This window comes from Halomonas sp. KM072, assembly GCF_050710315.1.
GTDB classification, from domain to species: Bacteria; Pseudomonadota; Gammaproteobacteria; order Pseudomonadales; family Halomonadaceae; genus Vreelandella; species Vreelandella hamiltonii.
In genome coordinates, this window is sequence record NZ_CP136132.1 from 884,637 (window position 1) to 909,332 (window position 24,696).

Annotated in this window: 21 protein-coding genes; 18 read left to right on the forward strand and 3 right to left on the reverse strand. The window is 61.9% G+C overall.

Annotated features, from left to right (window positions below):
• Positions 1–113: 113 nt before the first annotated feature.
• The 11 genes from RVM26_RS03985 to RVM26_RS04035 all read left to right on the forward strand — a co-directional run bounded on the left by RVM26_RS03985 (position 114) and on the right by RVM26_RS04035 (position 13,279).
• Complete coding sequence (locus tag RVM26_RS03985; RefSeq protein WP_287807343.1) at positions 114–1,607, forward strand: NAD(P)H-hydrate dehydratase; 1,494 nt, start codon at positions 114–116, stop codon at positions 1,605–1,607.
• Between the two features lie 11 nt (positions 1,608–1,618).
• Complete coding sequence (tsaE, locus tag RVM26_RS03990) at positions 1,619–2,116, forward strand: tRNA (adenosine(37)-N6)-threonylcarbamoyltransferase complex ATPase subunit type 1 TsaE (RefSeq protein WP_039177559.1); 498 nt, start codon at positions 1,619–1,621, stop codon at positions 2,114–2,116.
• Positions 2,107–3,588, forward strand: a complete 1,482-nt coding sequence (locus RVM26_RS03995) for an N-acetylmuramoyl-L-alanine amidase (protein WP_498940955.1) — start codon at positions 2,107–2,109, stop codon at positions 3,586–3,588. Before tsaE ends, RVM26_RS03995 begins: the two co-directional genes overlap by 10 nt.
• A 78-nt stretch (positions 3,589–3,666) precedes the next feature.
• Entirely contained in the window at positions 3,667–5,577 is a 1,911-nt protein-coding gene (gene mutL, locus RVM26_RS04000) for a DNA mismatch repair endonuclease MutL (RefSeq protein ID WP_498941704.1), read from the forward strand.
• Positions 5,578–5,624: 47 nt separating this feature from the next.
• Positions 5,625–6,563 carry a tRNA (adenosine(37)-N6)-dimethylallyltransferase MiaA gene (gene miaA, locus RVM26_RS04005; protein ID WP_081136973.1) on the forward strand — a complete coding sequence of 313 codons (939 nt, stop codon included), beginning with the start codon at positions 5,625–5,627 and terminating at the stop codon, positions 6,561–6,563.
• A 163-nt stretch (positions 6,564–6,726) separates the two neighbouring features.
• Complete coding sequence (hfq, locus tag RVM26_RS04010; RefSeq protein WP_016913446.1) at positions 6,727–6,975, forward strand: RNA chaperone Hfq; 249 nt, start codon at positions 6,727–6,729, stop codon at positions 6,973–6,975.
• Positions 6,976–7,011: 36 nt separating this feature from the next.
• Entirely contained in the window at positions 7,012–8,322 is a 1,311-nt protein-coding gene (gene hflX / locus RVM26_RS04015) for an HflX GTPase family protein (RefSeq protein WP_498940959.1), read from the forward strand.
• Positions 8,323–8,459: 137 nt separating this feature from the next.
• Positions 8,460–9,710: a protease modulator HflK gene (gene hflK / locus RVM26_RS04020; protein ID WP_498940961.1), complete on the forward strand. Its 1,251-nt coding sequence runs from the start codon at positions 8,460–8,462 to the stop codon at positions 9,708–9,710.
• Positions 9,711–10,595 (forward strand): protease modulator HflC, encoded by an 885-nt coding sequence (gene hflC / locus RVM26_RS04025; RefSeq protein WP_498940963.1) that lies wholly within the window; start codon positions 9,711–9,713, stop codon positions 10,593–10,595. It abuts the gene before it with no gap.
• A 195-nt stretch (positions 10,596–10,790) separates the two neighbouring features.
• The gene (locus tag RVM26_RS04030; protein ID WP_039177538.1) at positions 10,791–11,984 is read left to right on the forward strand and encodes an ATP phosphoribosyltransferase regulatory subunit; all 1,194 of its coding nucleotides are present in this window, start codon (positions 10,791–10,793) and stop codon (positions 11,982–11,984) included.
• Positions 11,984–13,279, forward strand: a complete 1,296-nt coding sequence (locus RVM26_RS04035) for an adenylosuccinate synthase (RefSeq protein ID WP_039177535.1) — start codon at positions 11,984–11,986, stop codon at positions 13,277–13,279. Before RVM26_RS04030 ends, RVM26_RS04035 begins: the two co-directional genes overlap by 1 nt.
• A 70-nt stretch (positions 13,280–13,349) precedes the next feature.
• Here RVM26_RS04035 and cobO read toward each other — a convergent pair whose 3' ends face one another.
• Complete coding sequence (cobO, locus tag RVM26_RS04040) at positions 13,350–13,949, reverse strand: cob(I)yrinic acid a,c-diamide adenosyltransferase (protein WP_287807332.1); 600 nt, start codon at positions 13,947–13,949, stop codon at positions 13,350–13,352.
• A 130-nt stretch (positions 13,950–14,079) separates the two neighbouring features.
• Here cobO and RVM26_RS04045 point away from each other — a divergent pair, with 130 nt between their 5' ends.
• The 4 genes from RVM26_RS04045 (at position 14,080) to RVM26_RS04060 (ending at position 19,034) form a co-directional block, all read left to right on the forward strand.
• Positions 14,080–14,565, forward strand: a complete 486-nt coding sequence (locus RVM26_RS04045; protein WP_287807330.1) for a YajQ family cyclic di-GMP-binding protein — start codon at positions 14,080–14,082, stop codon at positions 14,563–14,565.
• Positions 14,566–14,643: 78 nt separating this feature from the next.
• A complete protein-coding gene (pepN, locus tag RVM26_RS04050) occupies positions 14,644–17,274 on the forward strand; it encodes a M1 family metallopeptidase (protein WP_498940966.1) in 2,631 nt (876 codons plus the stop codon).
• A 40-nt stretch (positions 17,275–17,314) separates the two neighbouring features.
• Entirely contained in the window at positions 17,315–18,274 is a 960-nt protein-coding gene (gene yegS / locus RVM26_RS04055; protein WP_498940968.1) for a lipid kinase YegS, read from the forward strand.
• Positions 18,275–18,323: 49 nt separating this feature from the next.
• Positions 18,324–19,034 carry a hypothetical protein gene (locus RVM26_RS04060; RefSeq protein ID WP_498940970.1) on the forward strand — a complete coding sequence of 237 codons (711 nt, stop codon included), beginning with the start codon at positions 18,324–18,326 and terminating at the stop codon, positions 19,032–19,034.
• An 84-nt stretch (positions 19,035–19,118) separates the two neighbouring features.
• Here RVM26_RS04060 and RVM26_RS04065 read toward each other — a convergent pair whose 3' ends face one another.
• A complete protein-coding gene (locus tag RVM26_RS04065; RefSeq protein ID WP_016913457.1) occupies positions 19,119–19,322 on the reverse strand; it encodes a cold-shock protein in 204 nt (67 codons plus the stop codon).
• A gap of 140 nt (positions 19,323–19,462) precedes the next feature.
• Here RVM26_RS04065 and RVM26_RS04070 point away from each other — a divergent pair, with 140 nt between their 5' ends.
• Complete coding sequence (locus RVM26_RS04070) at positions 19,463–20,116, forward strand: LysE family translocator (protein WP_016913458.1); 654 nt, start codon at positions 19,463–19,465, stop codon at positions 20,114–20,116.
• A gap of 29 nt (positions 20,117–20,145) precedes the next feature.
• Here RVM26_RS04070 and RVM26_RS04075 read toward each other — a convergent pair whose 3' ends face one another.
• A complete protein-coding gene (locus tag RVM26_RS04075) occupies positions 20,146–22,095 on the reverse strand; it encodes a lytic transglycosylase domain-containing protein (RefSeq protein ID WP_498940973.1) in 1,950 nt (649 codons plus the stop codon).
• Between the two features lie 136 nt (positions 22,096–22,231).
• On the opposite strand from RVM26_RS04075, the gene RVM26_RS04080 reads away from it, so the two are divergent.
• Together RVM26_RS04080 and htpG are read left to right on the forward strand one after the other, a co-directional pair.
• Positions 22,232–22,567 (forward strand): YkvA family protein, encoded by a 336-nt coding sequence (locus RVM26_RS04080; RefSeq protein ID WP_016913460.1) that lies wholly within the window; start codon positions 22,232–22,234, stop codon positions 22,565–22,567.
• Positions 22,568–22,694: 127 nt separating this feature from the next.
• Positions 22,695–24,599 (forward strand): Hsp90 family chaperone protein, encoded by a 1,905-nt coding sequence (htpG, locus tag RVM26_RS04085; RefSeq protein WP_498940975.1) that lies wholly within the window; start codon positions 22,695–22,697, stop codon positions 24,597–24,599.
• Positions 24,600–24,696 lie beyond the last annotated feature (97 nt).

The window sequence follows — 24,696 nt, forward strand, 5'->3', positions numbered from 1 at the left end:
TGGCGCGACAGGCGCGCTATGCTAACCCATTACGCTTTCATACGACATGCACGGTGCTGCCGTGTCACCACGACGGCAGCGCCCCGGCACATGGCAACCGCTAAGGAGAGACCGTGTCCACACTGAGTACCTCATCGCTACGCCCTTTGTACAAGGCGGCCCAGGTGCGTGAGCTGGATCGACGCACCATTGCCAGTGGCATCGACAGCTTCGCACTGATGCAGCGCGCGGCTTCCAGTGCCTGGCACAGTTTTCGCTCGCGCTGGCCCCAGGCCCGCAGCGTCACGGTGCTGTGTGGAAGCGGCAACAACGGGGGCGATGGCCACGTGCTGGCGGCTCTGGCCATGCAGGCAGGGCTCAAGGTTCAGCGGCTTTCGAGCAAACCCCTGGAAGCGCTCACGGGTGACGTTGCCAAGGCGGCGGGGCTGGCATCGGCCGCCGGGGTGGGATTCGACGAGTGGCGGCCCGCCACGACGCTGGTGGGGGAGGTGATTGTCGATGCCCTGCTGGGTACCGGGCTTGCCGGTGAGCCCCAAGGCAACATCCGACAGGCCATCGAGGCCATCAATGGTGCACACCAGCCGGTACTGGCGCTGGACATTCCCTCGGGTCTGTCGGCGGATAGCGGGGCCGTGCTGGGCAGTGCGGTGGTGGCGGATGGCACCGTTACCTTCATTGGCGACAAGGTCGGGCTGCATACCGGCGACGCGCCAGCCTATACCGGCGAGATCGATTTTCGCCCGTTGGGCGTAAAGGCTCAGGCCTTTTTCGATATTCCGCCCACGGCCTGGCGACTGGATGAAGCGCTGCTGGCCGACGCCTTTGCACCGCGTTCGCGGATCAGCCACAAGGGCAATCTGGGGCATGTGCTGGTCATGGGCGGCGCGCCCGGCTTTGGTGGAGCCGCCTTGCTGGCCGCCCAGGCCGCGGCGCGGCTAGGCGCGGGCAAGGTCACCCTGGCGACGGCCGAGGAGCACATTACCGCCAGTTTGGTGCGCTGCCCGGAAGTCATGGCCCGAGCCGTGCGTGGCGGGGCGGAGGCCGCCGGACTGCCGGACACCGCCGATGTGGTGGTGATTGGCCCAGGCCTGGGGCAGGGCGCCTGGGGGCAGGCGCTGTTGCAAAGTGCACTGCAGGGGGCGACGCCGCTGGTGGTGGATGCCGATGCCCTGAACCTGCTGGCCAGCCGCTGGCCTGACATGCGCCGCGATGACTGGATACTGACCCCGCATCCGGGGGAAGCCGCGCGACTGCTGGGGTGCACGGTGGCCGAGGTACAGGCGGATCGCCCTGAGGCGGCGCGGGCCTTGCAGCGTGCCCGTGGCGGCGTGGTGATCTTGAAAGGGGCAGGCAGCCTGATCGTCGGCCCCAGTGGGCTGGTGGTATGCCCATACGGGAATCCCGGCATGGCCAGCGGCGGCATGGGTGACGTGCTGAGCGGCATGCTGGGAGCCTTGGCAGGCCAGCATGATCGCCTGGAGTGGAGCGCCTGGCTGGGCGTGATGGTACACGGCCTGGCGGGCGATGCCGCCGCGAAAGCCAGCGGAGAGCGTGGCCTGTTGGCAAGTGATCTGGCATCCTATGCACGAGCGTTTATCAACCCGTGAAGGCAGCCCACATGCAGGTGCAATCAAGTGACGAAATGGCCCACGTTGCCTTTGGAGAAGCGTTGGGCAAGGCGCTGGAAGGTCGCGGGCGAGTGTATCTCGAAGGCGACCTGGGGGCAGGCAAGACGACGCTGACGCGAGGCATCTTGCGTGCCTACGGTTATCAAGGGGCGGTCAAAAGTCCCACGTATACCCTGGTAGAGCCCTACGAGCTAGGCGAGCAGCGGATTTATCACCTGGATCTTTACCGCCTTGCCGACCCGGAAGAGCTGGAGTTCATCGGCGGCCGAGAGGTGCTGTCCGACCAGGCCTTGTGCCTGGTGGAGTGGCCCAGCCAGGGCGCTGGTTGGCTGCCCGCGCCCGATCTGTGGATACGCTTGCAGGTGGCGTCACCCGGCCGCCTGCTGTCATTAAGTGCCGAGACGCCGCATGGAGTTGCGGTGTTGGCTCAGCTCGAAACGCTGGCGGCTGAACAGCAACAGGAGTGTGGTGTGGTTCAATGGACATGAGACAGTCATTGGCTGCCTGGGCCGGCAGGCTGGCTACCGGGTGCGCGCTGCTCTTGATGAGCGGTGCATCGTTGCAGGCGGCGACCATCGAGAGCATGCGCCTGTGGGCGGCCCCCGACCATGCGCGGCTGGTGTTCGATTTGACCGCCGCCGCGCAGGCCAATGTGTTTACCCTGGATAATCCGGCGCGGCTGGTCATCGACCTCGACGACAGCCAGCTCGATACCGATGTCTCGACGCTGCCCCTGGAGGGCAGCGCGATTTCCGCCGTGCGTACGGGCTCCCGAGATGGTGGCGGCCTGCGCGTGGTGCTGGAGCTCAATCGCGATATTTCCCCGCGTCATTTTACTCTGCCGCCCAACGACCAGTACGGTCATCGGCTGGTGGTGGATCTGGAGTACCCCGGTGAAAGTGCCGTCGAAAACCCCATCGACCCCATCGAGGCGATGATCCGCGACCAGGAGATCATGGCGCAGCGTAGTGCCCAGGCCCAGCAGGCAGATGTGCCCAGTGCGGTGGCCGATGTGCCAGAAGCACCCACCCAGCCGGTCGAGGTTCAGCCTGCGCAGCCCCACCCGCGCCGCGACATCATCATCGCCATCGATGCCGGGCACGGAGGGGAAGACCCCGGTGCCATCGGGCCTGCCGGTACTCGGGAGAAGGACGTGGTGCTGGAGATAGCCCGTCGCCTGGCCGCCGACGTCAATCGAACCGAAGGCTTCAAGGCCGTGCTGATTCGTGACGGTGACTACTATCTTGGCCTGCGCCAGCGTACCCAGCTGGCCCGAGAGCAGAAAGCCGATTTCTTCGTCTCCATCCATGCGGATGCCTTCACCAGTCCCCGGCCGCAAGGCAGCTCGGTGTATGCGCTTTCCCAGCGGGGTGCCACCTCGGAAACCGCTCAGTGGCTGGCCGATAGCGAAAACCGCGCCGACCTGATAGGCGGTGTCGACGGCAGTCTGTCGCTGCGCGACAAGGACCAGGTGCTGCGTGGCGTACTGCTCGACTTAACCATGACGGCCACGCTCAACGACTCGCTCTCCATCGGTGGGCAGGTGCTGGAGCAGTTGGGTCGGGTGAATCGCCTCCACAAGAGTCGCGTGGAGCAGGCCGGTTTCATGGTGCTCAAGTCGCCGGACATTCCGTCGCTGTTGATCGAGGTGGGCTTCATTTCCAATCCCGACGAAGAGCGACGGCTACGCGACCCGGTGCATCAGCAAGGCCTGTCGACGGCGATTTTCAGCGGCCTGCGCGAGCATTTTCAGAGCAACCCGCCACCGGCCAGCCTGCTGGCCTGGCAGCGCGACAATCAGCGCCGCCCCACGGGCAACGAATACCGTATCCAGTCTGGCGATACCCTGTCGGCTATCGCGATTCGCCATGGCGTGCCGGTGAACCAGCTCAAGCAGGCCAATGACCTGAACGGCGACGTGATTCGTGTGGGTCAGGTGCTGCGCATTCCCCGCTCTTGAAACGGATGACGAGCAGGCCGAGGCAACAGTGCTATGGAAACGAAGCAACGGAAACAGGTGAGGTGAAGGTTGGCTGAATTGACTTCTACCGCTGGGCGGATACAGGTACTGGACCCCCGTCTGGCGAACCAGATTGCGGCCGGAGAAGTAGTCGAGCGGCCTTCGTCGGTGGCCAAGGAGTTGATCGAAAACGCCATCGATGCGGGCAGCCAGCGCATCGAGGTGGATATCGAGCAAGGCGGCGCCCGGTTGATCAAGATTCGCGACGACGGCATCGGTATCGGCGAGCAGGACCTGCCGCTGGCCCTGGCGCGTCATGCCACCAGCAAGATCACCAGCCTGGAAGATCTCGAAGGCGTCAGTTCGCTGGGGTTTCGCGGGGAGGCGCTGGCCTCCATCAGCTCGGTCTCCCGGCTAGAGCTGGTATCCAATGCTGAAGACGATCCCCGTCAAGGGTGGCGGGTGGTGGCGGAAGGGCGTGGCATGGAGGCCAGAGTGACGCCTGCGCCGCACCCGCGTGGCACCAGCGTGGCGGTGCGTGATTTGTTCTTCAATACGCCGGCCAGACGCAAGTTCCTGCGCACCGAGAAGACCGAGTTCGCCCATGTGGAAGAGGCGTTCCGCCGCCAGGCCTTGTCGCGTTACGATATTGGCTGGGTGCTGCGCCATAATCAGAAAGTGGTGCATCAACTGCCGCCCGGGGATACCGCCGCCGCGCGAGAGCGGCGCATCGCTTCGCTGCTGGGCAAGAACTTCATCGAGCATGCCCGCTACATCGAGCGGGAAGCCGGGGGGCTAAGGCTCAGTGGCTGGGTGGGCCTGCCGACGCACTCGCGCTCCCAGGCGGACCAGCAGTACTTCTTCGTCAATGGGCGCGTCGTGCGTGATCGGCTGGTGGCCCACGCGGTGCGTCAGGCCTACCGAGACGTGCTCTACAACGGTCGGCATCCGGTCTTCGTGCTCTACCTGGAGCTGGACCCGGACGTGGTGGACGTCAACGTGCACCCCACCAAGCATGAAGTGCGCTTTCGCGATGGGCGCATGGTGCACGATTTTCTCTACTCCAGCCTGCATCACTGCCTGGCGGTGTCGCGGCCCAGTGAAGGTGTCGGGCCCGAGGCTGACCAAGCCCCGCGAGCCGAGTCGATTCCGTCTGATGCCGAGCCGCCTGCGGCCCCGGCGCCACGCTGGCAGCAGCAGGGCATGGCGTTGGCGGAGAGTGAGGGTCGTCATCCCGGCGCCGAGCGGGTGCGGCGGTTCATGCAGGGCTACCAGGCGCTTCACCCCGACCATGAAGAGACGCTACTGACGCCTCAGCCCAGCCCGCTAACGGCCACGATGCCTGAAGCCCATCAGGTGCGCGAGGCGCCGCCCGTCATGCCCCAGCAGGATGCCACGGCCGCGCCGCCGCTCGGGTTCGCGCTGGGTCAGCTGCATGGTGTTTATATTCTGGCTCAGAACGCCCAAGGGCTGGTGCTGGTGGATATGCATGCGGCCCATGAGCGCATCGTCTATGAGCGCATGAAGCAGCAGTGGTCTGCCGCGCAGGGGATCGATGCTCAGCCGCTGCTGGTGCCGGTGTCGCTGGCCGCCAGCCGCAGCGAAGTGGCGACAGCCGAAAGCGAGCGCGAGGCCATTGCGCAGCTAGGTATCGAGCTGGACGTGGCAGGGCCGGAAACGCTGCTGGTTCGCCAGTTGCCAGCCCTGCTGGCCCAGGCAGACCCCGAGGCACTGGTGCGAGAAATGTTGGAGGAGCTGTCGCGCTTTGGCCGCACTCATCAGGTAGAGGCGCGCATTCACGAGCTGCTCTCCACCATGGCTTGCCATGGCAGCGTGCGCGCCAATCGCCGCCTGACCCTGGATGAAATGAATGCGCTGCTGCGCGACATGGAGCGCACCGAGCGTAGCGACCAGTGTAACCATGGTCGCCCCACCTGGACGCAAATGAACATGAAGGCGCTCGATCGTCTGTTCTTGCGTGGCCAGTAGCCTTGAGACACCCCCTATGAACCTATTCCGTGAAGCAGGCCAGACCGATGGTTGACCAGCGCCCTTTGGCGATTTTCTTGATGGGGCCTACCGCGGCAGGCAAGACCGATGCGGCCATTGCGCTGCACGAAACCCTGGGGCACGAACTGATCAGCGTCGATTCGGCCATGGTGTACCGTGGCATGGATATCGGCAGCGCCAAACCGAGTGCTGCGGAGCTGGCCCGCGCCCCCCATCGGCTGATCGACCTGCGGGACCCGGCAGACCCCTATTCCGCCGCTGATTTTCGTGAAGATGCACTGCGCGAGATGCGGCAAATCAGCGCGGCAGGCAAAGTCCCCCTATTGGTGGGCGGTACCATGCTCTACTTCAAACGCCTGGTGGAAGGGGTGGCCAATCTGCCCGCCGCAGACCCACTCATTCGTGAGCGGCTGGCGGCCATGCAGGCAGAGCAAGGGCTGGCAGCGCTGCATCGCGAACTGGCCAGCGTGGATCCGGTCTCGGCGGCGCGCATTCATCCCAACGACCCGCAGCGGCTGATGCGTGCTCTGGAAGTGTTCCATGCCAGTGGCAGGCCGATGAGCGAGCTGTGGGCTGAACAGGAAACGGAAACCTTTCCCTGGCGGGTGCTGTCGATAGCCTTGTCGCCGCTCGATCGCTCGGTATTGCACCGGCGCATTGCCCAGCGATTTGACGCCATGCTGGATGAGGGCTTGATTGATGAGGTCGCCGCCCTCACAAAGCGTAAAGATATTCATGCGGGCTTGCCCTCGATGAAAAGTGTTGGCTACCGTCAAGTATGGGAATATCTGAATGGTGAGTATGACCGGGACGAGCTGGTGTCTCGGGGAGTGATCGCTACACGTCAACTGGCCAAGCGGCAGCTGACGTGGCTGCGTAGCTGGCCAGCACTGCGCTGGATAGATACGCAGCAGCCGGATGCGCTGGATAAGCTGCTGAAATTCGTGCGTGAAAGCGGTGCTTAGCGTAAGATAGTGATTTCGTAACAAGTGTTTTAGAGTGATTGTTTTAGAGTGGCCTTTGGCGCTCGAATCGACACTAGGCCTTTCGGGCAACAAGATTGCGGCGCAGCACCAGTAGGGCGCGCCATTTGATAACCAACCCCAACGACAGTTTAGGGAGAACAACATGTCCAAAGGGCAGTCCCTTCAAGACCCGTACCTGAATATTTTGCGCAAGGAGCGCATCCCGGTCTCTATTTTCCTGGTAAACGGCATTAAGCTACAGGGCCAGATTGAATCGTTTGACCAGTTTGTCATCTTGTTGCGCAATACCGTCAGTCAGATGGTTTATAAACACGCCATTTCCACCGTCGTGCCCTCGCGCAATGTGCGCCTGCCAGCACAGGATCCCTCAGCGGCTGACGCTGACATCTGAGACGGCTGGATGGCAAGAGAGTCCACGAGGTATTGATTGTTTTTTGAACGCCCTGAAGCCGGTGAAACGGCAGTCCTTGTTCACGTAGATTTCTATGATGAGCAGGCACGAGAAGACCCGGGTGAGTTCCTGGAACTTGTGCGCTCTGCCGGTGCAGAGCCCGCGACGTTGCTCACAGCTAGCCGCCAGCGACCCGATTCCCGAACGTTCATCGGGGGCGGGAAGCTGGAGGAGCTGCGGGCGATGCTCGCAGCCCATGAAGCGGAACTGGTGATCTTCAACCACAGTTTAAGCCCTTCCCAGCAGCGTAATCTTGAGAAGGAACTCAAGTGTCGTGTCCTGGATCGCACCGGTCTGATTCTCGATATTTTTGCGCAGCGGGCACGAACTCATGAGGGCAAGCTGCAAGTCGAGCTTGCCCAGCTCGAATACATGTCTACCCGTCTGATACGTGGGTGGACCCACCTTGAGCGGCAAAAAGGCGGCATTGGCCTGCGCGGTCCCGGCGAAACGCAGCTGGAGACCGATCGGCGATTGCTGCGTGCCCGTATCAAGTCCATCCACAAGCGTCTGGACAAGGTGCGCAGCCAGCGCGAGCAGAATCGCCGCGCCCGAGCCAGAGCCGAGATCCACAGCGTGTCGCTGGTGGGGTACACCAACGCTGGCAAGTCGACGCTATTCAACGCGCTGACCAGTGCTGAAGTCTATGCCGCCGATCAGCTGTTCGCGACGCTGGACCCGACGCTCAGACGGTTGGAAATAGAAGATGTCGGCCCCGTCGTGCTGGCCGATACCGTAGGCTTCATCCGTCACCTGCCGCACAAGCTGGTGGAGGCGTTCCAGGCGACCCTGCAAGAGGCTTCCGAAGCCACGTTGCTGGTCCACGTCATCGACGCCGCCGACCCGGATCGCGAATTGAACGTGGCGCAGGTGGACGAGGTGCTCAAGGAAATTGGTGCCGACAGCGTGCCGGTGCTCAAGGTCATGAACAAGATCGACAAGCTGGATAGCGCACCGCGCATCGAGTACGACGGTCATGGCGTGCCGAGCGTGGTATGGCTATCTGCTCAGCAGGGGCAGGGTCTGGAGCTGCTGCACAAAGCGCTGTCAGAGCGTCTGGCCAATGACGTGATCGGTTTTTCGCTGACCCTGGCGCCAGAACAGGGCAGGCTGCGCGCTGGCCTGCATGAGCTGAATGCCGTACGCGAAGAGAGTTTCGACGAGCAGGGGCGCTCCGTGCTGGACGTGCGCCTGCCGCGGCGTGATTTCAACCAGCTGATGGCGCAGCTGGGCGAGCGCGCCAATACCTATTTACCAGAAGCATTACGCGAATCTGACGAATGGTAGCCCTTCAAGTGCCAGCTGCCCATGGTGCAGTGTTGTGGGGGTATGGTACAAGATTGATATAGCAATAATATCAAAAGCACTCGGCCTTGCCTGAGCGTAAGGTACGGTGCAGGTGAACACCTTAGTGGAGACGAAGTATGGCCTGGAATGAGCCCGGTGGTGGCAACCAGCACGACCCCTGGAGCAGTGGGGGGCGTCGTGGTAGCAATAACGGCGGTAACAACGGCGGAGGCAATGGTGGGAACGGCGGTAACAATCAGGGGCCTCCCGATCTTGATGAAGCGCTCAAGAAGTTTCAAGACAAGCTGAACGGCATGCTGGGCGGCGGCAAGAAGAGCGGTAGCGGTGGCAACAAGGGCGGCGGCAAGCCGCGCAATTCGTTCGCACTGCCCGGGCTGCTGCTGATCGTGGCGCTGGCCATCTGGGGTGCGTCCGGCTTCTATCTGGTTGACCAGTCCGAGCGTGGTGTCGTGCTGCGTTTTGGTGAGTTCCAGGGCATCGTCAGTCCCGGTCTGCAGTGGAATCCGCCGCTGATCGACGATGTGCGTATGGTGAACGTCACCCGCGTTCGTTCCGTTGCACAGACCCAGTCGATGCTGACCCGAGACGAAAACATCGTCGAGGTCGAAATCTCGGCCCAGTATCAGGTGGCCAATCCACGTGATTTCGTACTGAACGTGCGCGACCCGGCACTCTCCATCGAGAATGCGCTGGACTCGGCTCTGCGCCATGTGGTGGGTGGCACCGACATGATCGATATTCTGACCTCTGGTCGTGAAATTCTCGGTAGCTCGGTGGCCAGCCGTCTGCAGGCCTATCTGGATGCCTATGGTGCCGGTATTCGTCTGCAGACGATCAACATCGAGTCCACCTCGGCGCCCGCGCCAGTGATCGATGCTTTCGATGATGTTATCCGTGCCCGCGAAGATCGCCAGCGGACCATCAACGAAGGTATGGCCTATGCCAACGCGATCATCCCGGCTGCACAAGGTCAGGCTCAGCGTGTGGTAGAGCAGGGGCAGGGTTATCGTGAGTCGGTCGTTGCCGAAGCACAGGGTCAGGCCAACCGCTTCAATGCGCTGTTGACCGAATACCGGAACTCACCGGAAGTGATGCGCGAGCGTATGTACCTGGATGCCATCGAAGAAGTCTTTGGGAACACGCCCAAGGTGCTGCTGGATATCAGCGACAATGCGCCCTTGATGTACCTGCCACTGGATCAGATGCGTAGTGGAAGCAGCGGCGGTTCGAGCAGCTCCAGCAGCAACGACAGCAGCGGTAACAGCAGTGACGCCCTCGACCCGCGTGTGCTCGATTCGCTGCGTACCAGTCAGGGTGGCGTTTCGTCATCGTCCAGTAATTCGCCCATTCGCAGGGAGGGTCGCTAAATGATTAATAACCGTTCCCTGCTGATCGTGGGTGGCCTGGCCGCAGTGGCCTGGCTGGCCAGCAACAGCCTGTACGTGGTGGATGAGACCGAGCGTGCCGTCAAGCTGCGCTTTGGTGAAGTCATCGAAGAGAACATTCAGCCTGGGCTTCACGTCAAGATTCCGATTGCTCAGACCGTGCGCAAGTTCGATGTGCGTCTGCTGACCCTCGATACCGATACCAGTCGTTATCTGACCCTCGAGCAGAAAGCGGTCATCGTCGACTCCTACGTCAAGTGGCAGGTGGTCAATCCCACCCGTTACTACGAGGCCACTGCGGGTGACGAGATGATGGCGGTGCGCCTGATTCAGCCCCGAGTCGACGAAAGCCTGCGTAACGAGTTTGGTCGCCTCAATCTTCAGGAAATCATCGCCGAGCGCCGTGATGACCTGATGACCGGACCCACCAGCGAACTTGACGAGCTGATGCGTGAAGAGCTGGGCGTGGCGATTCGTGATATTCGTATCAAGCGGATCGACCTGCCGGAAGACGTGTCGGCGGCTGTTTTCGAGCGGATGCGTTCCGAGCGTGAGCGTGAAGCGCGCGAGTGGCGTGCTCAGGGTCAGGAAGAGGCCGAGCGTATTCGCGCCAACGCCGACCGTCGCCGTCAGGTCCTGCTGGCGCAAGCCAACGAGCGCTCCGAGACCCTGCGTGGTGAAGGGGATGCCGAAGCCGCCGCGATCTTCTCACAGGCTTACAGCCAGGATCAGGAATTCTTCGCCTTCTGGCGTAGCCTGAACGCCTACCGTCAGAGCTTCTCTGGCGACGGCAACCTGCTGGTGCTGGAGCCAGACAGCGACTTCTTCCGCTACCTGCGCAGCGCCATGCCGGACAGCGACGAGTAAGCGAAGCGGGCTCGTTTCCCGCTGGGCGATACGCCCGGCGGGGTTCAACTGGGCTCCAAACGTGGTAGACTTTATCAACCGGGCGTCGCCCGGTTTTTTTGTGGCCCCATTTCACGTGCGTTATCAGGCCGGGCAGGTCAAGGTGCCCTCCTGGTGTCGTCGGCCGGGCCTTCATCGTCTCGCAGGATTGTTCACATGACCATCGCTGACCGCTGGCTACTGCCTGACGGCATGGATGAGGTGCTGCCGCCTCAGGCAAGCCGCATGGAAGAGCTGCGCCGTGCGCTACTCGATCTTTATCACGCCTGGGGCTATGACCAGGTAATGCCGCCACCGGTAGAGTTTCTCGACTCGCTGCTGACGGGTACCGGCACCGACCTCGACCTCCAAACCTTCAAGCTGACCGACCAGTTGACGGGGCGCATGATGGGCGCCTCGGCAGACGTCACGCCCCAGGTGGCGCGAATGGATGCGCACTCGCTGAAACGTCAAGGGCCGGTACGCCTGTGCTACTGCACCAACGTGCTGCGTGCCAAGGCCGACCAGCATCAGGGGGGACGCAGCCCCGTTCAGGTGGGTGTCGAGTTGTTTGGTCATGCGGGGCTCGAAGCCGACAGCGAAATCATTCACCTGGCGCTTGCCAGCCTGCATGCCGCTGGTGCCAGTGAGATCCACCTGGCGCTGGGGCATATCGGCATTTATCGCAGCCTGGTCGAAGCCGCTGCGCTCAGCGAAGAGCAGGAGCGTGCGCTGTTCGAGGCGCTGGCGCTCAAATCGCCTGGGCAGTTGGCCGAGCAAGTGGCGGCCAGCGTCAAGGACCCGGTATTGGCGGAGATGCTGATGGCGCTTGGCGAACTGCACGGCAACGCCGAGGTGCTGAGCGAAGCGCGTGAGCGGTTTGCGGGCGCACCGGCGCCGGTCAATGCCGCGCTGGATCAGCTGGAAGCGTTGTACAAAGGGGTGTTGGCGCGTTTCGACGTGGCCTTGTACTTCGACCTGGCCGAGCTGCGTGGCTATCAGTACCACACCGGCATGATGTTTGCGGCTTACGTTCCCGGTTATGGCTACGCATTGGCCAAAGGGGGGCGCTATGATGATACTGGGCGTGCCTTTGGGCGTGCCCGCCCGGCGACGGGCTTCTCGATGGATCTGAAACAGCTGGCCTCCCTGGCGCCAGCATCTCCTGACCGCAAAGCGGTGTGGGCGCCAGCCCAGGAGGATGAGTCGCTCAATGCTGCCATCGTGGCACTGCGCGAGCAGGGTGAACGCGTTATTCAAGCGCTGCCTGGGCAGCGTACTGGGCCGGCGGAGCACAACTGTGACCGCCGTCTTGAGTTTATCGACGGCCGTTGGCAGACAGCGGCCCTGACACAAGAGACGAGTGCATAATGGGTAAGAATGTCGTAGTCCTGGGGACTCAGTGGGGCGATGAAGGCAAAGGCAAGATCGTCGATCTGTTGACCGAATCCGCTTCTGCCGTGGTTCGCTTTCAAGGTGGCCACAATGCTGGCCACACGCTGGTCATCGATGGTGAGAAAACCGTTCTTCACCTGATTCCGTCCGGCGTGCTGCGTCCGGGCAAGACCTGCGTCATCGGCAATGGCGTCGTGCTCTCTCCGGAAGCCTTGATCAAGGAGATTCGCGAGCTGGAAGCCAAGGGCGTACCGGTGCGTGAGCGTCTGCGCCTGTCGCCAGCCTGTCCGCTGATCCTGCCGTACCACGTGCGCCTGGATCAGGCGCGAGAAAAGGCCCGTGGCGTGGCCAAGATCGGCACTACCGGTCGTGGCATCGGCCCGGCTTATGAAGACAAGGTTGCCCGTCGTGGCCTGCGCCTGGGCGATATGCTGCATCGCGAGCGTTTTGCCTCCAAGCTGGGTGAAGTTCTCGATTACCACAACTTCGTACTGGTGAATTACCACGGCGAACCGGCGGTGGATTTCCAGGAAGTGCTCGACAGCGCCATGCAGATGGCCGAAGAGCTGCGCCCCATGGTCAGCGATACCGTCAGCATGGTCCACGACCTGCGCAAGGCCGGTGAGAACATTCTGTTCGAAGGGGCTCAAGGCTCGCTGCTGGATATCGACCACGGTACCTACCCCTACGTGACCAGCTCCAACACCACGGCCGGTGGTACCGCCACCGGCTCTGGCGTGGGTCCGCTGTACCTGGATTACGTGCTGGGTATCACCAAGGCGTACACCACGCGTGTAGGCTCTGGCCCGTTCCCCACCGAGCTGTTCGACGACCACGGCCGCCACCTGGCCGAGCGCGGCCATGAGTTCGGTGCTACCACCGGGCGTCCGCGTCGCTGTGGCTGGTTCGACGCCGTGGCCCTGCGCCACGCCGTGCAGATCAACTCGGTCTCGGGTATCTGCTTGACCAAGCTGGACGTGCTCGATGGCCTGGAGAACATTCGCGTCTGTGTCGGCTATCGCAGCAAGGACGGTGAAGTGCTCGACAATCCGGTGGACTCAGAGGGCTACGAAGCCGTCGAGCCGGTCTATCACGACCTGCCGGGCTGGAAAGAGTCGACTCTGGGAGCGAAGAAGGTCGAAGATCTTCCCGCCAACGCCCGTGCCTACATCAGCTACCTGGAAGAGCAGGTAGGCACCAGCATCGACATCATCTCTACCGGCCCTGACCGCGTGGAAACCATCGTGCTGCGCAATCCCTTCGACAGCTAATACCTGCCGATGCCAGCCAAACGGGGCGACGGTGACGTCGCCCCGTTTTGTTTGCAGCCCTGGCGCGGACTCAAAAGTCGATGCCGCGCCGCGCCTGCAGTCCGTTATTGAAGGCGTGACGCACCTCCTGCATTTCCGTCACCGTGTCGGCCATGGCCACCAGCTCGCGATGGGCGTTGCGCCCCGTGATGATGACGGTTTGCTCCCTCGGTCGATTGGCCAAGGCCTGTTTGACCGTGGCGATGTCGAGATAGCCGAACTTGAGCATGTAGGTGATTTCATCGAGCACCACCAGGTAGGTGTCGGGGTCGCTCAGCATGGCCTCGGCCTGCTGCCATACGGCCTGGCAGGCAGCGGTGTCGGCCTCGCGGTTTTGGGTATCCCAGGTGAAGCCGGTGGCCATGATGGCAACGCTCAAGTGCGGGTCTTCTTCCAGGCGATTGCGCTCGCCACACTCCCATAGCCCCTTGATGAACTGCACGACGCCGACTTTATAGCCGTAGCCCAGCGCCCGGGTCACGGTGCCCCAGGCAGCCGTGGTCTTGCCTTTGCCGTTGCCCGTATTGACCAGCAGCAGGCCACGCTGCTCGGTGGCCTTGGCGATTTTCTCGTCCACGTGGGTCTTGAGTTTTTCCATGGCTGCCTTGTGACGCGTCTCGCGATCGCTCATCGAATCTCCTCGTGATGGGGTGTCGTGCTCTGTCGAATTTACGCTGGGTAAAAACTTCGGGTAACAGAATTGGCCGCTGAGTGCCTTGCTGCTCTAGAATAGGAGGCTATGTCTCGATAGGAAACAGGTCATGCCATCTTTTGATATTGTGTCAGAGTTCGATCAACACGAAGCCGCCAATGCGGTGGATCAGGCGAACCGCGAAGTGCAGTCGCGCTTTGATTTTAAAGGCGTGGATGCCAGTTTTGCACTGGAAGGCGACAAGGTACAGCTGGAAGCCGAAGTCGACTTCCAGCTCAAACAGATGCTCGATGTGATGCGCAGTCGGCTGATCGCACGGGGTATCGATGCGCGCTGCATGGACATCAAGGACCCGGTGCTTTCCGGAGTGAAAGCTCGCCAGGAAGTAGTGCTCAAGCAGGGGCTCGACCAGGCCGAAGCCAAGGACGTCGTCAAGCGTATCAAGGCCAGCAAACTCAAGGTGCAGGCCCAGATACAGGGCGAAAAGGTGCGCGTGACGGGCAAGAAGCGCGACGACCTGCAAAGCGTGATGGCCCTGCTGCGAGGCGAAGAGGGGCCCGACCTGCCGCTTCAGTTCGATAATTTCCGCGACTGATCACAACCGCATAGCCGCGTCGTGCAGCCGAAGGCTGCCACGGCGCGTTCACTTTATTGCCCACAGGAGTCACGAATCATGTCTGATCCGCAGCCGGTCTATTTAAGCGACTACCAGCCGCCCGACTATCAGGTCACCCATACCGAGCTGACGTTTGATCTTGACCCCACTGCGACCCGTGTCAAGGCACGTTTGACCATTGAGCGCCATGCCCAGGCCGCGCCGCAGGCGCCGCTAGTGCTCAATGGCGAGCATTTGACCCTGCGCTCGCTCGAGCTCGACGGTCGCCCGCTGGCAGAGAGCGAGTACCAGTTGAGCGATACCCAGCTCACCATTGGTGAGGTGCCCGAGGCGTTCGTGCTGGAGAGTGAGGTCGAGATTTCACCCAGCACCAACACCGCTCTGGAAGGACTCTATCAATCCAACGGCATGTACTGTACCCAGTGCGAGGCCGAGGGGTTTCGGCGTATCACCTTTTATCCTGACCGCCCCGACGTCATGGCCACTTACAGAGTCACCGTGGTGGGCGATGCCGAAAGCGAGCCGGTGCTGCTGGCCAACGGCAATCCCGTCGAGCGTGGCGAGCTGCCTGGCGGGCGTCACTTCGTCACCTGGGAAGACCCGCATCCCAAACCCTGCTACCTGTTTGCCCTGGTGGCAGGCAATCTGCACAAGGTCGAGGATCACTTCACGACCCTGAGCGGTCGTCGCGTGACCCTTCAGCTGTGGGTAGAGCAGGAAAACCTGAACAAGACCGATCACGCCATGGCATCGCTGAAGCGCTCCATGGCCTGGGATGAGCAGACCTACGGGCGTGAGTATGACCTGGACCTGTTCATGATCGTAGCGGTGAACGATTTCAACATGGGGGCCATGGAGAACAAGGGGCTGAACATCTTCAATTCGGCAGCCGTGTTGACCCACCCGGATACCGCCACCGATGCGGCTTTCCAGAACGTAGAAGGCATCGTGGCCCACGAATACTTCCACAACTGGTCGGGTAACCGGGTCACTTGTCGGGACTGGTTTCAGCTGTCGCTGAAAGAGGGCTTCACAGTCTTCCGTGACCAGTGCTTTTCGGCGGACGTCAACTCGGCGCCGGTCAAGCGTATTCAGGACGTGTCGTTTTTCCGCACGGCGCAGTTTGCCGAAGATGCTGGCCCCACGGCTCATCCCGTACGCCCAGACCACTATATCGAAATCACCAATTTCTACACCCTGACCATTTACGAAAAGGGTGCTGAAATCGTACGGATGCTGCGCAACCTGCTGGGCTGGGAGGCGTTCCGTCGCGGTGCCGACCTGTACTTCGAGCGCTTCGACGGTCAGGCGGTGACCATCGAAGACTTCGTCGGCTGCATGGCCGAGGTCTCGGGGCTGGATCTGGAGCAGTTCATGCGCTGGTACGCCCAGGCAGGCACCCCCGAGATAGACGCCAACGGCGAATACGACTATGCCAATGCCGTGTACCGCCTGACGCTGCGCCAGCGTACCCCGGCGACTCCCGGCCAGCCGGTGAAGCAGCCGCTGCACATCCCCGTGCGTATGGGATTGGTCGGCACCAAGTCGGGCCATGACCTGACCCTGACGCTGAACGGCGAGTCGCTGGGCAAGGATGCCGTGGTGCACTTGACCGACGATGAGCAGACGTTTGTGTTCACCGACGTTCCTGAAGCGCCAGTACCCTCGCTGCTGCGCGATTTCTCGGCCCCGGTGAAGCTGCACTTCCCCTATTCACGGGAAGAGCTGGCGTTCTTGCTGACCCACGACAGCGATGGCTTCAATCGTTGGGATGCCGGTCAGCGGCTGGCCATGCTGGCGCTGGACGATCTGATCGCCGCTCATCGCAACGGGGTCGAAAAGGTCATGGACGGCCGCGTGGTGGAGGCTTTTAAAACCCTGTTGACTGGCCCCATGCAGGACAAGGCCGTGCTGGCCGAGATGCTCACGCTGCCCTCCGAGGCCTACATTGCCGAGCTGCAGCCGATCGTCGATGTGGATGCCATCCATGCGGCGCGAGAATTCGTTCGCCAGTCGTTGGCACTGGCCCTTCGTGAGGAGTTCCTGGGGGTCTATCAGGATAATCTCAGTGACGCGGCCTATGCACCTTCGGCTGAACAAATTGCCCAGCGCAGCCTCAAAAACGTGGCGCTCTCCTATCTGATGTCGATCGAGGATGACGAGGCCGTGGCGCTGTGTGAGGCGCAGTTTTCCGCGGGACACAACATGACTGATGTGCGGCACGCCCTGACGCTGCTGGCGCACAGCGACCGTGACGAGCTGGCGGCGCCTGCGCTGAAAACGTTTGGTGAAAAGTGGGCCCACGACCCGCTGGTCATGGACCAGTGGTTTACCATTCAGGTCACCCGGCCCCAAGCGGATGTGCTGGAGCGGGTACGCTACTTGATGCAGCACCCGGCCTTCTCGATCAAGAACCCCAACAAGGTGCGTGCGCTGGTGGGGGCATTTGCGCAGAACCGGGTGAACTTCCATCGCCTGGACGGGCAAGGCTACGCATTGCTGGCCGATGTGGTGATCGAGTTGAATCGACTCAACCCGGAAATTGCTGCACGGCTGGTCACGCCATTGACCCGCTGGCAGCGCTTTGACGAGGCTCGCCAGCAGTTGATGCGCCAGGAGCTGATGCGCATTCGCCAGGAGCCGCTTTCGGCGAACGTCTACGAGGTGGTCGAAAAAGCATTGGCTTAAGATCGTTCTTGCGGTTTAACCAGGGAAAGGAAGCGCGCCAGTGACAGATCCGAACAAGCACTTTTTACTCATTATCAACGGAAAATCGGCGGGCAACCCTGAACTGCGTGAAGCAGTGGCTGCTCAGCGCAAGGCAGGGGTGACCATCACGGTGCGCGCCACCTGGGAAGGGGGCGATGCCGCCGACTTTGCGGCCGACGCAGAGGCGCTGGGGGCGACCCACGTGGTAGCCTGTGGCGGCGATGGCACGGTCAACGAGGTGGTCAATGGATTGATGCGCCTATCCCATGACCACCGCCCCCCACTGGGTATCGTTCCTCTGGGCAGTGCCAATGATTTCGCCACGTCGGTAGGGCTGCCCCTGGAGCCTGGGCCTGCGCTGCAAGCGGCTATCTCGCTCGCCGCGGCGCCCATCGACGTGATTCGCATGACGGCGGAAGCCAACGGTGAGCAGTCGGTCAGCTACTACGTCAACATGACCACCGGTGGCTTTGGGGCCGAAATCACCTCTTCGACCCCCAAGACCCTCAAGCGCATGTTGGGCGGCGGGGCCTACTCGCTGATGGGCGCGCTCAAGGCGTGGCGGCACCGCAGTTATCGCGGTACGCTGCATTGGGCCGACAGCGAGCAGGCCGCTTCGCTGCTGCTGCTGGCGCTGGGCAATGGGCGTCAATCGGGGGGCGGTCAGGTATTGGCACCCAGGGCCCGATTGGATGATGGGCGTCTGGATGTCCTGCTGGTCAAGGATTTCCGTTCGGTGCTGGAACTGCCTGCCTTGTTAGGCGAGCTGCAGCATTTTCCGCCGGACGGCCGCTACGTGCGCTACTTCACGGCCAGCCAATTGACCGTGACTACCAGACCGGAGGATGACCCCTGGCCGCTGACCCTGGATGGCGAAGCGAAGCGCTACGAGCGCTTTACGGCAGAGGTAGTGCCGTTGGCGCTCAAGGTGCTGCTACCCGAAGGGTGTGCGCTGTTGTCGGCCAATGAACGCCACTAGACTGTCATAATTGAGTCATTGAATACGATGTTTTAAGGAGCTATACGCAATGGTGAATCGACTCTGGATGCCTGTTTTGGCCAGCATGGCGCTGTTACTCAGTGCCTGTGGCGACAGCCAGGAAGAAGCCAACGTTTCCCCGGAAGAGACCCCTGCCACGCTGACTGAGGAGGAGGGGGCTGCCACCACGGAGGCGGCGCAGGACGACGGGGAGGACGAGGTGCCGGACCCGCAGGAGGTCGAGGACGATATTGAAGCGCGTCAGGCCGCGGAGCAGTTGGAAGCCGCCGAAGCGATGCGCGAGGGCGATGAGCAAGAACCCGGCGTGCCGGAAGCCAGCGAGCTGCAGGCCGGTGAAGAGACGCTGGGGGCCGACCCCGACGACGCTCTGGACGAGGCCAGTGCCATGCCGGGGGAAACCACGCGTTCTGACGTAGACGACATGATCGCCGAAACCGAGCGCCGCTTCGAAGAGGCCCAGCGCCAGCTCGAAGAGCAGTTTCAGGAAGTGGAGCAGCAGCGCCCTGAGCTGGAACCCATGGAGAGCGATCGCTTGTCGGGCGACTGGGAAACGGATAGCGCCATCACGAATGGTGCCCGTCTGGACGATGGCCTGGAAGCCACTGACGTGGACGCCCTGATCGAGGACACCGAGCGCCGTTTCGAGGAAGCCCAGCGACGCCTGGAAGAGCAGTTCGAAGAGCTGGAGCGGGAACGGCTGGAAAACTCAGGGGCGCGCAACGGGACGACGTCCCCCTGATCGCATGACCTCTTGAAACGCTAGAGTCATGCGAGAGCGAAAAAAAGAAGGCCCGCCAGAGCGGGCCTTCTACATTGGCCTGGGTCATACCGGGCGAATGTTGGATGCCTGAAGGCCTTTTTTACCCTGAGTCACTTCGAAGCTGACTTTTTGACCATCCTGCAGGGTCTTGAAGCCTTCCGCCTGAATTTCGGAGAAGTGGGCAAAGAGATCGTCACCGCCGTCATCGGGAGAGATGAAGCCGTAACCTTTCGTATCGTTGAACCACTTGACAGTACCAGTTGCCATCATTCATGTCCTTAACGTGCTTGATGATTAGACGGGCATTCACGGTGTTTGCCCGCGAAATTCACTTTAGAAGCAAATAGCCGGGTCGTCCAGTGGCCCCGAAAACCTTCCCGTCAACGTCTTTTGCGAGCCTGATACGCATGCCTTTTACCTTGATCGACGCGCAGTTCATCCCGTTTCTGGTGGCTATCACGCTGCTCTCTGTCAGCCCCGGGGTGGATACCCTGCTGGTGATCCGCAATACGGCACGCGGTGGCCTGCGCGACGGTATTGCCACCAGCGTGGCCATCTGCTGCGGCCTCTTCGTGCACGCAACGGTGTCGGCGCTGGGCATTTCGCTGATTCTTCTGCAATCGGCTTGGGCATTCAATGCGCTCAAGTTGGCCGGGGCGGCCTATCTGATCTGGCTGGGGGTTTCCAGTTTGATGGCCGCCCGTAGAGGAACGCCGCTGCCCGTCAAAGGCGTCATGCAGAACGCTGCGCCTGTCCCGCTCTGGCAGCCCATCAAGGAAGGGTTGCTGTCGAACGTGCTGAACCCCAAGACCGTGGTGTTTTACATGGCCTTCCTGCCGCAGTTCATCGCGCCCACCGACCCCGCCCTGCTGAAGTCGCTGTGGCTGGCAAGCATTCACTTCGTGATTGCCAATGTGTGGCAGATCAGCGTGGTATTGATGGTCGGGGGCGCCAGCAAATGGCTGGCCAGCGCGCGCTTTGCACAAACCCTGAATGCGGCCACGGGGGCGGTGTTGGTCATGTTCGGGCTGCGGCTGGCGCTGGAGCAGCGCCCGGTGTGACCGGGCGCGGGAGGGAAGCGGAGACAGGCTTAGCGTTGAACCAGCGCGCGGTCGTAGCGAACGCTCTGCTCGCTGTCGTTCAATAGCGAGACGCCTTCGCTGCTACCGCCGTTGGCCAGGCTCTCGAAGATGACTCGATAGCTCAGCACGGCCTGCACGTAATCGCGGGTTTCGCGGAAGGGGATGCTCTCCACGAACAGGTCGAACGACTCCATGCTGTTACTGCTTAGCCACTGGTCTACGCGACCAGGGCCGGCATTGTAAGCTGCCGTCGCGGCGAGGCGGTTGCCACGGTAACGGTCGAGCTTGTCACGCAGATAGGTACTGCCCAGGCGAATGTTCAGTTCGGGGTCGAGTACGCCGTAAGGCCCGGGGTCGCTGAGTCCCAGTTGGCGACTGACCTGCGTGGCGGTGCCGGGCATCAGCTGCATCAGGCCGCGTGCGCCAGCCGGTGACAGCGCCACGGGGTTGTAGGCGCTCTCCCGACGGGTGATCGCCATCAGCAGGAAGGGGTCTACCCCGGTCATGCGGCCCCAATGCAGAAAACTGTCCCGGTAGGCGGGTGGGAAGCGCCACTCCAGGGCATCCCACATCTCACCGGCAATCGTGGTTTGTACCAGCCGGGCATGCCACTGCTGCTGGGCAGCGTAGTCGGCGAGGGCGCGAGCCTGGTAAGGCGACGCTTCGCGAACGGCATGCAGCCACTCGCTGTTGGCCAGGCCCTCTTCACCAATGCGCAACAGCGCTTGCGTGCGCTGTACGGCGGGCAGTCGCGCGATATCCTCGCGGGTGGCTTCGTCGAAGTGGTGGCGCTCGTGGTTGAGTCGGTACGGCTGGCCGATTTTTTCAGCGGCGGCAAAGCCATAGAAGCTACGGTCCAGAGCGGCCTGCTGGTAGCGCGCCTGAGCAGCTTCCTGATTACCCAGCTGTTCGTTGGCGCGTCCCAGCCAGTACTGCCAGCGGCTGCTCTCCTGCTGGCTGGCGGGCATCTCTGCAATCCAGTGAATGACGTCGGTCCATTGGCGCTCCGCCAGGGCGCGGCGCACCCGAAGCTCCAGCACCCGTTCGCTCTGCAAGGAAGGCAGCACGCTGTCTACCCAGCTCAGCGTGCCGGGCACGTCGCGCACCAGGGCGTAGAAGGCCAGCTCCTCCTCGATGACCTGCTGGTCGCTGGGCGCCAGCGTCAGGCGCGGGGCGATCTGTTGCCAGGCGGCAAAGGCACGGGGCGTGTCTTCGCGGGTATAGCGCTGCATGGCCGCCTGATAGAACGCTGCCGTGGCGGCGCATTCAGGCCCCAGGCAAGTGGGGGCCGTGGTCAGGCTGTTGAGGCTTGTGTTGGCCCGCTCCGCCGTATCGATGGCCGTTTGCCACTGGCCGCTGAGCAATCCTCCCAGGTAAGTGCTCAAGCGCTGCTCGCCTGCTTGCCAGGCCAGCATCTTGCGCTCCCAGATGGCGGTGGCATCGATGGTGCCATCCGCGCGCAGGCGGCTGAACAGGGCGTTGCAGGCGTCCGGCTGTGAGCTGCCCACGCGCCACAGCGCCAGGCCCGCCGTGCGTGCCTGTTCGGGGGCGCGGTCGAGGAGTGCCGTGTAGTAGTAGCACTGCCGTGCCGTACCGGCGGGTTCGCCATCGGCGACGGCCAGCAGGTCGCTGAAACGGCCCGCATAGCCGTAGTTGGCAATGGCCTGGCCGCGCAGCCACTCACCCAGGGGGGAGTCACCGTGCTGCTCGATGAACTGCAGTACCTGGCTGACAGAGACGTTGGGCAACTGCTGGCGTAGCCGGTGATACTCCACATAGCCGCTGAGGATATGCCCGTCGATGGCGCTCTGGTCGATTTGTTGCCACTGCTGCTGGCGGGCGGCGTTCAATGCATCGCGCATGGCCTCGTCCGAGGCGGCCCAGGACGCAGATGGCAGGCCGATCAGTGCCGCGGCACACAGCGTGCGAAGGGTAGAACGAAATGGCGTTGCCTGCATGGCACTCCCTCTTTAACTGGAACTGGCTGATATGACGGTCGAGTAGGTGATGGCCACCGTCGCGTGGCCGTCGCGATCATGAACTATTTGGCCAAATGACGTTCTGACCATTGTACCCTGAGAGGATTCCCTGACGATGGCACGATTATCTAGCTGGTGGTTGTTTCGTCGCTTGAAAGGTCGGGCCTGGGCCATCAAACGAGTAGCCCGTGCGCTCACGCTTTTCCTGCCCATGACCCGCGACGTACTGCGTGGCAGCTTCAGGCCGGTGCCTTGGGCCGCCTTCGGTACCATGGCTCTGGCACTGGCCTATCTGGTCATGCCCTTTGATCTCATCCCTGATTTCCTGGTCATCATTGGCCTGGTCGACGATGTGCTGATCGTCGGTTGGCTGTTGAACCGTGTGGATCGCCACCTGGCCGAATATCGCGCCTGGAAGGCCGAGAACGAAGCAGCGTCGACGGCTGCCTGATCGGCGCGGCTGGTTGGCTAGCGCTTGAAATCCCATCACTTATCCCCATATTGCCTTCATCCTGTTTGACGCCTCTGCTTGGCTGGCAGAGGCGACACGCCACACGAAATAGATGAGGGCTAAGCGCATGACCACGGCGAACCACGAAGAAACCCTTGGCTTTCAAACCGAAGTCAAGCAGCTTCTGAACCTGATGATCCACTCCCTGTACTCCAACCGGGAGATATTCCTGCGTGAGCTGATTTCCAACGCAGCGGATGCCTGCGACAAGCTGCGCTATGCAGCCCTGGACAACGACGCCCTGTACGAAGGTGACAGCGAGCTGCGCATCGAAATCGAGCACGACCGTGATGCCAACACCATTACCTTGCGTGACAACGGTATCGGCATGAATCGCGAAGATGTCATCGCCAACCTGGGGACCATCGCCCGTTCAGGCACCGCCGAGTTTCTCAAGCAGCTTTCCGGTGAACAGCAGAAGGATGCCAAGCTGATCGGTCAGTTCGGTGTCGGTTTCTATTCTGGCTTCATTGTGGCAGACGAAGTCGCCGTGCGCACTCGCAAGGCGGGCACCGCCGCGTCGGAAGGCGTCGAGTGGCGCTCGCGGGGCGAAGGTGAGTTCACCGTGGCCGATATCGAGCGCGAGGTGCACGGCACCGAGATCACTCTGCACCTGAAAGAAGATGCCAAGGAGTTTGCCGACGACTACCGCCTGCAAAGCCTGGTGCGCAAGTACTCCGATCACATCGAAGTGCCGGTGCGCATGCCCAAGGTCGAGACCGCCCGTGACGACGAGGGCAACGAGATCGAAGGCAGTGAAGTCACCACCTGGGAAACCGTCAACGAAGCCACGGCGCTGTGGGCACGTCCCAAGAGCGATGTGTCGGACGACGAATACAAGGCGTTCTACAAGCACGTGGCACATGACTTCAGCGACCCGCTGACCTGGAGTCACAACAAGGTCGAGGGCAAGCTGGAGTACACCAGCCTGCTCTACGTGCCGGGCCGTGCACCGTTCGACATGTTCGACCGTGACGGTTCCCGAGGCGTCAAGCTGTACGTTCAGCGGGTATTCATCATGGATGACGCCGAACAGTTCCTGCCGCTCTACCTGCGTTTCATCAAGGGCGTGCTGGACACCCGCGATTTGTCGCTGAACGTCTCTCGTGAGCTGCTGCAGCAGGACCCCAAGGTCGACAAGATCAAGGGCGCCTTGACCAAGCGTGCCCTGGACATGCTCAAGAAGCTTTCCAAGGATAGCGAACAGTACCAGACGTTCTGGAACACCTTTGGCAGCGTGCTGAAAGAAGGGCCGGGTGAAGACTTCGCCAACCGCGAGAAAATCGCCGGTCTGCTGCGCTTTGCTTCCACGCATACCGACACGTCCACCCAGGAGCATTCTCTGGCCGAATACGTCGAGCGCATGAAGGAAGGTCAGAAGAAGATCTACTACGTGGTGGCCGACAGCTTCAATGCCGCGAAGAACAGCCCTCACCTGGAGATCTTCCGCAAGAAAGGTATCGAGGTGCTGCTACTCTCCGATCGTATCGATGAGTGGCTGATGAGCCACCTGACCGAGTTCGATGGCAAGTCTTTCGCCGACGTGGCCAAAGGCGAGCTGGACCTGGGCGATGTCGAAGACGAAGCCGAAAAGCAGGCTCAAGAAGAGACCGCCAAGGCAAAAGAGGCGTTGGTCAAGCGCGTTCAGGAAGCGCTGGGCGAGCACGTGCAGTCGGTGAAGGTCACTCACCGCCTGACCGACTCGCCTGCCTGTGTGGTGCTGCCGGAGCATGAGATGGGCTATCAGATGCGACGCATCATGGAGGCCGCGGGGCAGAAACTGCCCGAAGTGAAGCCCATTCTCGAGCTCAACCCCGATCATGCGCTGGTGGCGAGGCTCGAAGGCAGCGAAGGCGAGCTGTTTGCCCAGCTGGCGCATATTCTGCTCGATCAGGCGATCATTGCCGAAGGTGGCCACCTGGACGACCCGGCGGCTTACGTGAAGCGGCTGAACAGCGTGCTGACCGCGTGATGTCCATTCGTTGAGGGATGCGGCCCGCCTGGCCTGCCAGGCGGGCCGTTTGTTTTTCGGCCTGTTTTGAACGGCGAAGGCGGCCGTTGGTGATAAA